The following is a 10,042-nucleotide window of genomic DNA, read 5'->3' on the forward strand; positions in this document are numbered from 1 at the left end:
GCCTCAGGTACCCCCTCAGCTACCGCCTCACCCTCAATATCTCACCTGTAAATCTGTTGTCAAGGTACATGACCTAAACCCTTGCTATTGCCGGTTTTTAGTCTATCGCGTCGCCCTTCAGCGGCGCAACGGTGAATATTATACCCCCTCTCACAAAAGTGTCAAGGGCTTTTCTGAAGTGTGTTGTTGATCAGTGATAATATCACCCTGTAAATGATTCAGAAAAAATGTCACCGCCCACGGAATGCAGGTTTTTTGATAATACTGGGGAATGGAGCAGTTGCCCTTCGGCGTGGATATCTCCGGCATTCTCCGCAAGACTGGCATCGTCCGTCCAGTCCGCTCAACCTTTGCTATAATGGCGTCAGAGCTGGAGGGGGGGGCGATGAAGACGAGCGACAAAAGCGCGGAGCATGAGGCGCGAAATGACATGAACGAAACCGGGGAGGGCTCAACGCTCTTTTACTCTCCCTCTCACAGGACCAGGGAACAGATCGATCGGGACGTGAGCCAGGGGCGGGTCTACCCACTGGCGGACGTCCTCTTCAAATTCCTCTTCGGCAGGCCGGAGAGAGCAGAGCTTTTCCTCGACCTGCTGAACGCCCTGATGTTCCCCAATGGAGAGCGGGCCTTTACACAGGTCGCCTTCATCGACCGGGAGTTTTCGCCCGTTCGGGCTTCGGGGAGAGGGAGCCGCCTGGACATCGCCGCCCGGCTTGACGGAGAGCTGGTCAACCTGGAGGTCCAGGTCCGTCGCGAACCGGGCTATCTGAAGCGGACCCTGTATTACTGGTCTTTGCTCTACTCGACGTCCCTGGAGCGTCGGGGGAAGTACCTCAACACGGTGCGCACGATCTCCCTGAACCTGTTGGACTTCGAGCTGCTCCCGGAGGAGCGGGAGTGCCGCAACAGCTACTCCATCCGCAACGACGCGAGCGGAAGGCCTCTCTGTGACGACCTTCAGATCGTCTATTTTGAACTGCCGAAGGACCGCAGGGAGCGGAAGGCAGGCCGACGCCCGCGGAACAGGCTGGAGCGCTGGCTGTGTTACCTGGACGGAATGCGAGGTGACGAGATGGAACGGATAGCGGCAATGGAGCCTGGGATCGGCACGGCGCTGGATTTGGAGCGCGAATTTTTTCAGGACCGGGATCAGCGTCTGGCGTACATCGTGAACCTGATGGAGTTCTGGGACGAGGAGGACATCTCGGGCCGGCGCGAGGAGGCCGCATTGGCCAGAGGCAGGGCCGAGGGAGAGGCTAAGGGAGAGGCTAAGGGCAGGGCCGATACCGCGCGGCGGATGCTGGCCCGTGGCGTATCGACTGAACAGGTTGCCGACTTCACTGGCCTATCCCTCGACGAAATTGTGGCGCTGCGAGGGTGATGAGGACGAGCGGCGAAAGCACGGCGCTGGATTTGGAGCGCGAATTTTTTCAGGACCGGGATCAGCGTCTGGCGTACATCGTGAACCTGATGGAGTTCTGGGACGAGGAGGACATCTCGGGCCGGCGCGAGGAGGCCGCATTGGCCAGAGGCAGGGCCGAGGGAGAGGCTAAGGGAGAGGCTAAGGGCAGGGCCGATACCGCGCGGCGGATGCTGGCCCGTGGCGTATCGACTGAACAGGTTGCCGACTTCACTGGCCTGTCCCTCGACGAAATCAAGGTGCTGAGGGACCGGCTGAATTAAGGCTTCCTCATTCTAGGGAGGGAGTATTGGGGTCCTCCAGCGCCATCAGTTCTGCCCAGACGGCATTGCCCACGCGCATCCCCGCCGGGGTCAGGGCCAGAGACCTCTCGTCCACCCGCAGGAGGTGCGGCGGAAGCCCCAGCAGTACTCCCTCCACCTCCCTCAGCATCCCTGCCCCCCAGCGGCGGGAAAACTCCAGCCGGTCGATGCCCCACCGGGTCCGAAGAGCCAGGATCGCCGCCTCCAGGACGCGAGCCCGCGGGGACAGGCGCTCTGCCCCCGCAAAGGGATTGGGGAAGCCGTGGCGTGCCGCTTCGAGGTAGGCCTCCAGCGTCGGCGGGTTGGACCAGCGCCATCCGTCCAGGTACCCCCAGGCAGCAGGCCCCAGAGGCAGAACGGGCTCCTGGCGCCAGTAGGCCAGGTTGTGCCGGCACTCCGCCCCTGCGGGCGCAAAACTTGAAATCTCATATTGAAGGAATTTCTTTTTGGCGAGGAACCACTGTGCGTAGCGGTAGAGGGGGTAGCCATCGGGAAGGGGAAAACCCTGCCGGCTCATGGGGGCGTCCGGCTCCAGGGTCAGTTGATAGGTCGAGAGGTGTCCTGCCCCCGCAGCCAGGACGCCCCGAAGCGAAGCGGACCAGGAGCGCAGCGTCTGGTCCGGCAGCCCGAAGATGAGGTCCGCGCTGAGGCGTAGGCCGGCATCCAGGACCACCTCCATCGCCCGAAGCGCCCCCGCAGCGTCATGAAGCCTTCCGATGCGGCGCAGTTCACCGTCGTCCAGGCTCTGGACGCCCAGGCTGACACGGGTAAAACCTCCGTCCTTCCAGACCGTCAGGTGCTCCTTCGTGAGGGAGGAGGGGTTGGCCTCCACGGAGGCCTCCTCAAGGGAGGAGAGGTCCGCCATGGCCTCCAGGGTGCGGAGGACCCGGCGCCAGTCCTCCGGCGTCAGGAGGCTGGGCGTCCCGCCGCCGATGTAGAGGGTGCGGAGGGGGATGCGCCCTCCAAGCCGCGAGCGCCATGCGCGGGCTTCGGCCTCCAGCGCATCCAGCCATGCAGCCACCTCGCCATCCCCCGCGCGCCGGCTGTAGAAGGAACAGTAGCCGCACTTCGCCGCGCAGAAGGGCACGTGGAGGTAGAGGGAAGGGCGTGCTCCGCGAGGAAGAACTGGCTCGGCCTTCCGTGGGAAGGCGCCCCTATTTTCCATCCCCCTCCACCTGCATGAAGGCCAGGAAGGCCTCTTGGGGGATGGCGACCTTTCCGATCTGCTTCATCCGCTTCTTGCCCTCCTTCTGCTTCTCCAGGAGCTTGCGCTTGCGCGTGATGTCGCCACCGTAGCACTTGGCCAGCACGTCCTTGCGCAGCGCCTTGACGTTGACCCGCACGATGACGCGCTTGCCGAGCGAGGCCTGGATGGGCACCTCAAAGAGCTGGCTGGGGATCAGGGCCTTCAGCTTCGTCACGGCGGCGTGGCCCCGATTGTACGCCTGTTCCCTGTGGCAGATAAAGGAGAAGGCGTCCGCCGCCTCGCCGTTGACCAGGACGTCAACGCGCACCAGGTCGCTGGCCCGCAGGCCGATGAATTCGTAGTCCAGCGAGGCGTAGCCCCGGGTCTGGGACTTCAGCTTGTCGTGAAAGTCGATGATGAACTCGGAGAGGGGCATCTCGTAGATCAGGCGCACCCGCTCCGGCGTCAGGTAATCCATGGACTTGTAGACCCCGCGCCGGTCCTGCACCAACTGCATGACCTTCCCCACGAACTCGGAGGGCAGGAAGACGGAGAGCTTGATGTAGGGTTCCCGCACCTCCGCGATCTCGCCGGCATCCGGAAAGTCGCTGGGGCGATGGGCCTCGATGACGGCGCCCGACGGCGTCACCACCTCGTAGACGACGTTGGGGGCCGTGGCCACCAGCTCCACGCCGTACTCTCCGCTGAGGCGTTCGCGCACCACCTCCATGTGCAGCATCCCCAGGAAGCCGCAGCGGAACCCGAAGCCCAGCGCCACGGAGGTTTCCGGCTCGAAGGTCACGGCGGCGTCGTTGAGGCAAAGCTTCTCCAGCGCCTCGCGCAGCTGGGGGTAGTTGTCCCGCTCCACCGGGTAGAACCCGCAGAAGACGACGCTCTTCACCTTCCGATAGCCCGGCAGGGGGTGAGCGGCAGGGCGAGCCGCCTCGGTGATCGTGTCCCCCACCGGTGCCTCGGCCAAGGTCTTGATGCTGGCAGCGATGTAGCCCACCTCACCGGGGCCCAGCCGCTCCACGGGGGTGAAGCCCGGCCGGAACACCCCCACCTCCTCCACGGAGTAGACGCTGCCCGTCTGCATGAACAGGACGTTCTGCCCCTCCCTGATGACGCCGTTCACGACCCGCACGTAGGAGATCACGCCGTGGTAGTTGTCGTAGACGGAGTCGAACACCAGGGCCTGAAGCGGGGCCTCGGCGTCCCCCTCAGGGGCCGGTATCCGCTCGACGACGCGCTCCAGGATATCGTCGATGCCGCGCCCGTCCTTCGCGCTGGCCAGGATGGCGTCTGAGGCATCCAACCCCACGACGTCCTGAATCTCCTGCTTCGCGTTCTCCTCCCGCGCCGAGGGAAGGTCGATCTTGTTGATCACCGGCAGGATCTCAAGCCCCTGCTCCACCGCCTGATAGGCGTTGGCCACCGTCTGGGCTTCCACTCCCTGACTGGCGTCCACCACCAGGAGCGCCCCTTCGCAGGCCGCAAGGGAGCGGGAAACCTCGTAGGCAAAGTCCACGTGCCCCGGCGTGTCGATCAGGTTAAGCACCCACTTCCTGCCGTCGGGCGACGTGTAGTCCATGCGGACCGGCACCAGCTTGATCGTGATGCCCCGCTCCCGCTCCAGCGAGAGTGAATCCAGAAGCTGGTTCTTCATCTCGCGGGACTGCACCGTTCCCGTCCGCTCCAACAGGCGGTCCGCCAGGGTGGACTTGCCGTGATCGATGTGGGCGATAATGCAAAAGTTTCGGATATTCTCCTGTTTCATACGTGCTCCTCTGCAACGTTAAAAGCGTTCAAAAAATTGAGGAGGGGACTCCGCCCCTCCTCATATAAGCCTGCCTCGCCCGACCTGCCCCAAAGGATCAGGGTTCAGACGAGCCTGGCGATCTGTTCCACCAGGACCTCCGGCTCAAAAGGCTTCACGACGAAGCCGTCGATTCTCAGCTCCCTGGCTTTCAAGGCGACGGGGAGTGAGGAGTTCGCGGTCACCAGCAGCACCTTTGCTGAGGGGAATATCTCTCGGAGCCTTCGGACCGTTTCAAAACCGTCCAACTTCGGCATGTGAAGGTCAACGATCACGATATCCACTGATGTCGGCTTGGGGGCACCAGCCAACTCCCTCAACTGCGACAGCGCGACCGTGCTGTCCGTTGAGGCCCCCACGACCCTGTAGTCCGCGTCCTCCAGGATCATGCGTATCATGTCGATCATGAAGTCCGCGTCGTCGATGATGAATACGTTTCGAGGCACCCGCTTACCTCCGGAGTCCCGCCTGGGACTCCGCTACTTTCCGTTCCCCTCGGCCTCAGCAGCCCCCAGCTTCTTCAGGGATTCAACGCGCTCCCTCTGCGTCGCGAGCTGGGACTCAAGGGACGCAAGCTGAGCCTCCTCCGCCTTCAACAGCTGGGTCGAGCGATTCTCGTACTCCTCGGACATCAGCTTGAGGGCATTCAACTCGCTGCGAATGGCCTCCACGTCCGGGAGGGCGTCCTTCTCCAGCTTGGCCAGGCGGGCCTCGATCTTCGTGAACTCCTCCCTCAAGGCGTCAACCCGAGGCGTGAACTTGTTCTGCAGAACCGTCCACATGACGTTCAGGATGACGAGGACCACCGCGGCCCCAATGAGGATGAGCTTCTTCTTGTTTACAGGAGCCGAAACCTTCTTCGCAGTCTGGTTGCTCATAACAAAACCTCCGTTTCCTTGATAGCAAAAACACACGACCTCGTGGTTGTTCTTTCGCCCCTGAACAACGAGGAAATGGCACCACGAGGCAATCGAAAGCAAGGCGGGAAAGCAACTTCTTTAAAGGTATTGTACCACAAAAGAAAGTGCCGTCCATCTCCGCCGGCGAAGACAAGCGTACTCGTGGGGAGTCCGGTCGGGCGTTAAAAAAGCGGCCCAGGTGGGCCGCTTTTTTAATCGTTACTTCAACTCCACGTCGGCGCCGGCCTCAGCAAGTTTCTTCTTCAGCTCCTCGGCCTCCTCCTTGGAGACGCCCTCCTTGATGGGCTTCGGCGGGTTATCCACCAGCTCCTTGGCCTCCTTCAGGCCAAGGCCCGTGATCTCGCGGACCACTTTGATGACGGCGATCTTGTTGGAGCCAGGCCCCTTGTAGACCACGTCGAACTCCGTCTTCTCCTCGCCTGCAGCGGCCGCAGCGCCCGCAGCAGCGCCGGGCATGGCCATCATGGCCACCGGAGCGGCGGAGGCGGACACGCCGAACTTCTCCTCAAGAGCCTTCACCAGCTCGGAAAGCTCGAGAACGGACATCTCCTCAATAGCCTTAATCAGTTCCTCGTGAGTCATAAAACGTTACCTCCTAGAAATTTAATGTTCAAAATGGCAAAACATATTAAAGACAAACAGCTTGGTCCATTGTTTCCGCAGAGGGTCTGCCTAGGCGGCGTCCTTCTTGTCGCGAATCTGGGCAAGGCACGTGACCAGGCCGCGCATCGTGCCGGAGAGCACGTTGACCAGGCCGGAGATGGGCGCCGCAATCGTGCGCACCACCTGGCCGATCAGGACGTCCTTCGACGGCAGGTCTGCCAGCGCGTGAAGCTGCTTGAGGTCCAAAACCGTGCTTCCCAGCATGCCTCCCTTCAGGACGAAGGCTTTCTGGGTCTTGTCCATGGCACACTCTTTCAGCACCTTGGCCACGCCCACGGGGTCGCCATAGGAAAGGGTAAAGATGTTCGGTCCCTTCGTGAGGTCCTCCGGGAGCTCCGGAAGCCCCGCCTCCTTCATGGCAATGGAAAAGAGGGTGTTCTTCGCGACCTTCATCTCCCCTCCCGCCGCGCGGACGCGAGCGCGAAGGGCCGTGCTGGCCGCCACCGTCATGCCGCGGTACTCGGCCACGAAGACGGCGTTCGAGCGCTCAAGCTTCTCCTTCAGATCAGCGACCAACTCGTATTTAATCGATGCAGGCATATCGTTTCACCTCCTCCGACGTCAATCTCTCAGTTTAAAACTTCCGTTCAACTCCACCTTCGGAGCTGAACTCATTGAGGCACCACGTAAAAAACTCCCCGCCGCCGGGGAGCTCTTTCAGACAGAATGGGCACAAGTCCTGTACGAACTCATAGCCTTCTATCCCCGGCACCTCGGCAGGCATACATTGAGTCCACGAGGGGCGCCTGCGGTCTACAACATCAGGGAGTTTCTATTTTAAGTAAGATTCAACGGTTAAAGGACGCGATCAGGCGGTAACCTCCCGCTGAACGTCCAGTGGGTCCACCGCGATCCCCGGTCCCATGGTGGGGGCGATCGTGACGCTCTTCACGTAGGTTCCCTTCACGGAGGCAGGACGGGCCTTATAGATCGCCTGCAGGATGGCCTTCGCGTTCTCAAAGAGCTGATCCGCCGTGAACTCCCGACGCCCGATGGCGTTGTGGGTGATGCCGGCCTTATCGACGCGAAACTCAACGCGGCCCGCCTTGATCTCGCCGATGGCGTTCGTCAGGTCAAAGGTCACCGTTCCCGTCTTGGCGCTGGGCATCATTCCGCGGGGGCCAAGGACCTTGCCGAGCCGTCCGACGGACTTCATCATGTCCGGCGTGGCGATCACTGCGTCGAACTCCAGCCAACCGCCCGCGATCTTCTGCACCAGGTCCTCGCCGCCCACGATGTCGGCGCCTGCGTCCTGAGCTTCCTTCTGTTTCTCGCCGGCCGCCAGCACCAGAACCCTCCTGGTGACGCCGGTACCATGAGGCAGCCCCACCGTGCTTCGAACCTGCTGATCCGCGTGGCGCGGATCAACGCCCAGGCGGACGTGGACCTCCAGGCTCTCATTGAACTTCGCCGTGGCGATCTGCTTGTAAAGCTCCACCGCTTCACGCAGTCCGTAGAGCTTCCCCACCTCGACCTTCTCGGCGGCAGCTCTGTATCGCTTGCTGTGCTTCATCTCAAAAAACCTCCTGTGGTCGATCGCGAATCCCGAAGGACTCTGCCACAAAAATCACTCAGCTCCCAATCTTTGGGGGAACCTCCCAGCAACGGGCCGTCAGTCCCCCACTTTCGGGGAGCCTTCCGGCTGCCGTTCGCTGACGCTCACGGGCCGTCAGTCCCTCACTTCAAGGCCCATGGAACGGGCCGTGCCCTCAATCATGCGCATCGCCGCCTCGACGTCGTTCGCGTTGAGGTCCCGCTGCTTGTACTCCGCGATCTCACGCACCTTGGCGCGCGACACGGAACCCACCTTCGTCTTGTTGGGGACGCCCGACCCCGACTCAACGCCAGCGGCCTTCTTCAGGAGGACCGCCGCAGGCGGCGTCTTGAGCTCAAAGGTGAAGCTGCGGTCGGCGTAGACGGTGATCACCGCTGGAATGATCAAGCCCGCCTGATCGGAGGTCTTTGCGTTGAACTGCTTGCAAAACTCCATGATGTTAACGCCGTGCTGTCCCAGCGCGGGGCCCACGGGAGGAGCCGGCGTCGCCTTTCCGGCAGGCAACTGTAACTTGATCTGCCCTACGACCTTCTTAGCCATGAAATAAAAATCCCCTCTCTAAAACAAAACGTGACGTTTATCTTCACCGCTCGAACCTTGCATTAACCTCAAGAAGTCCAAACGGCGTTCAGCAAATTTTTTCGAGAAGGCGATAGTCGGCCTCCGTCACCGTTTCCCGACCAAGGATGTTCACGGTGAACTTGACCTTCCCCTTCTCGGAGTTGATCTCCACGACGGGCCCCGTCTGCCCCGCCATGGGGCCGCTCTTGACGGTGACCGTATCTCCAGGCTTCAGAGCGATCTCCACCTTGGGGCGATCCTTCTCCAGGATCGACATGAGCCGGGTTACCTCATCCTCCGAGAGGGGGATGGGATGCGTCCCCGCTCCAACGAACCCCGTCACCCCCGGCGTGTGCCGCACCACGTGCCAGGACTGCTCGTCCAAGATCATCTCGACCAACACGTAGCTAGGGTAGAGCTTTCTCGTGACCTTGCGGCTCTTTCCGTCCTTCACAACGACGCGATCCTCTATGGGCACGAGCACGTTAAAGATGCCATCCTCCATGCCCATCGTGGCGATACGCTGTTCAAGGTCGGCCTTCACACGATTCTCATAGCCCGAATAGGTTTGAACAACATACCATCGGCGTTCGCCGCGCTGCGTCATCACAAAGGCCCCCTAGCGCCTGCAAAGAATAAAAGACCTCCGGCCACCTATCCCAGGATGCCGGAGAAAGCCCACGTGAGGAGAAAATCGATGAGCCCCAGGTAGAGGGAAACCCCTAAAGTAAAGACAATGACGATCAGCGTCCAATACCAAACCTGTTTTTTGGTGGGCCACGTGACCTTCTTCATCTCCGCCCGGACCTCACGCAGAAAAGCGATGCCCGGTATAGAATTCACGGCCTCTTTAGCCATATACGCCCCTCCTGAGGGCATCACAAAAAGACACCCATAATAAAATGGCAGGCCCGGCAAGACTCGAACTTGCAACCCCTGGTTTTGGAGACCAGTGCTCTACCAATTGAGCTACGGACCTACGCTGAAAACAACGGTAGGTATTTTACAACACCCCTGCAAGTTATGCAAGGCGTCGGGCGCGAAACGCCGCCCTCTCGCCGCCTACTTCGACTCCTTGTGCAGGACGGAGGCGTTGCACCACTTGCAGAACTTCTTGACCTCAAGCTTCTTCGACTGCTTCTTCTTGTTCACCGTCGTGGTGTAGTTGCGCCTCTTGCACTGCGTGCAGGTCAGTCCAATGATATCCGCCATGGCTAAAACCTCTCCTTAAATCCTTAAATTTTAAGATGGTGCTCCAACGGCGGCCGGAGCGCGCCCCGGCCGCCAGGAATTCAGCTATTCCAGGATTTTGGTGACGACGCCGGCGCCCACCGTGTGGCCGCCCTCGCGCACCGCAAAGCGCAGCCCTTCCTCCATCGCGATGGGCACGATCAGCGACACCTCGAACGTGGCGTTGTCGCCGGGCATCACCATCTCCACTCCGTCGGGAAGCTTGATGTCGCCCGTCACGTCCGTCGTCCGGAAGTAGAACTGCGGCTTGTATCCCGCAAAGAACGGCGTGTGACGGCCGCCCTCCTCCTTCTTCAGAACGTACACCTCACCCTTGAACTTCGTGTGCGGCGTCACCGTCCCAGGCTTCGCCAGCACCTGACCGC

Annotated in this window: 14 protein-coding genes and 1 tRNA gene; 2 read left to right on the top strand and 13 right to left on the bottom strand. The window is 61.2% G+C overall.

Going from position 1 to position 10,042, the window contains the following annotated elements:
• The first annotated feature begins 385 nt into the window (after window positions 1-385).
• Together ACO41U_RS08800 and ACO41U_RS08805 are read left to right on the top strand one after the other, a co-directional pair.
• Complete coding sequence (locus ACO41U_RS08800) at window positions 386-1,384, top strand: Rpn family recombination-promoting nuclease/putative transposase (protein ID WP_485943239.1); 999 nt, start codon at window positions 386-388, stop codon at window positions 1,382-1,384.
• Complete coding sequence (locus ACO41U_RS08805; RefSeq protein WP_485943241.1) at window positions 1,381-1,686, top strand: hypothetical protein; 306 nt, start codon at window positions 1,381-1,383, stop codon at window positions 1,684-1,686. The genes ACO41U_RS08800 and ACO41U_RS08805 overlap by 4 nt, the downstream gene beginning before the upstream one ends.
• 7 nt (window positions 1,687-1,693) lie before the next feature.
• On the opposite strand, the gene hemW is transcribed toward ACO41U_RS08805, so the two are convergent.
• From hemW to ACO41U_RS08870, 13 genes are all read right to left on the bottom strand, one after another.
• Window positions 1,694-2,890, bottom strand: a complete 1,197-nt coding sequence (gene hemW, locus ACO41U_RS08810; protein ID WP_485943243.1) for a radical SAM family heme chaperone HemW — start codon at window positions 2,888-2,890, stop codon at window positions 1,694-1,696.
• Entirely contained in the window at window positions 2,880-4,688 is a 1,809-nt protein-coding gene (gene lepA, locus ACO41U_RS08815) for a translation elongation factor 4 (RefSeq protein ID WP_485943245.1), read from the bottom strand. Before lepA ends, hemW begins: the two co-directional genes overlap by 11 nt.
• A 104-nt stretch (window positions 4,689-4,792) precedes the next feature.
• Window positions 4,793-5,173 (bottom strand): response regulator, encoded by a 381-nt coding sequence (locus tag ACO41U_RS08820; protein ID WP_298779995.1) that lies wholly within the window; start codon window positions 5,171-5,173, stop codon window positions 4,793-4,795.
• 33 nt (window positions 5,174-5,206) lie between these two features.
• A complete protein-coding gene (locus ACO41U_RS08825) occupies window positions 5,207-5,605 on the bottom strand; it encodes a hypothetical protein (RefSeq protein ID WP_485943247.1) in 399 nt (132 codons plus the stop codon).
• A 240-nt stretch (window positions 5,606-5,845) separates the two neighbouring features.
• Window positions 5,846-6,229, bottom strand: coding sequence for a 50S ribosomal protein L7/L12 (gene rplL, locus ACO41U_RS08830; protein WP_298779991.1), 384 nt, complete (start codon window positions 6,227-6,229; stop codon window positions 5,846-5,848).
• A 90-nt stretch (window positions 6,230-6,319) separates the two neighbouring features.
• Window positions 6,320-6,850, bottom strand: a complete 531-nt coding sequence (rplJ, locus tag ACO41U_RS08835) for a 50S ribosomal protein L10 (protein WP_485943249.1) — start codon at window positions 6,848-6,850, stop codon at window positions 6,320-6,322.
• Window positions 6,851-7,118: 268 nt separating this feature from the next.
• Window positions 7,119-7,823, bottom strand: coding sequence for a 50S ribosomal protein L1 (gene rplA / locus ACO41U_RS08840; RefSeq protein ID WP_298779985.1), 705 nt, complete (start codon window positions 7,821-7,823; stop codon window positions 7,119-7,121).
• Window positions 7,824-7,979: 156 nt separating this feature from the next.
• Window positions 7,980-8,405 (bottom strand): 50S ribosomal protein L11, encoded by a 426-nt coding sequence (gene rplK / locus ACO41U_RS08845; RefSeq protein ID WP_015556008.1) that lies wholly within the window; start codon window positions 8,403-8,405, stop codon window positions 7,980-7,982.
• Between the two features lie 88 nt (window positions 8,406-8,493).
• On the bottom strand, window positions 8,494-9,033 hold the full coding sequence (nusG, locus tag ACO41U_RS08850; protein WP_298779981.1) for a transcription termination/antitermination protein NusG: 540 nt from the start codon (window positions 9,031-9,033) through the stop codon (window positions 8,494-8,496).
• Between the two features lie 47 nt (window positions 9,034-9,080).
• The gene (gene secE, locus ACO41U_RS08855) at window positions 9,081-9,284 is read right to left on the bottom strand and encodes a preprotein translocase subunit SecE (RefSeq protein ID WP_298779977.1); all 204 of its coding nucleotides are present in this window, start codon (window positions 9,282-9,284) and stop codon (window positions 9,081-9,083) included.
• 45 nt (window positions 9,285-9,329) lie between these two features.
• A tRNA-Trp gene (locus ACO41U_RS08860) sits at window positions 9,330-9,405 on the bottom strand.
• Window positions 9,406-9,488: 83 nt separating this feature from the next.
• Window positions 9,489-9,638 carry a 50S ribosomal protein L33 gene (rpmG, locus tag ACO41U_RS08865; protein WP_298779974.1) on the bottom strand — a complete coding sequence of 50 codons (150 nt, stop codon included), beginning with the start codon at window positions 9,636-9,638 and terminating at the stop codon, window positions 9,489-9,491.
• An 84-nt stretch (window positions 9,639-9,722) separates the two neighbouring features.
• On the bottom strand, window positions 9,723-10,042 hold a 320-nt coding region (locus ACO41U_RS08870), incomplete at its 5' end, for an EF-Tu C-terminal domain-related protein (RefSeq protein ID WP_485943253.1).

The sequence above is a fragment of the Fretibacterium sp. genome (assembly GCF_057312375.1).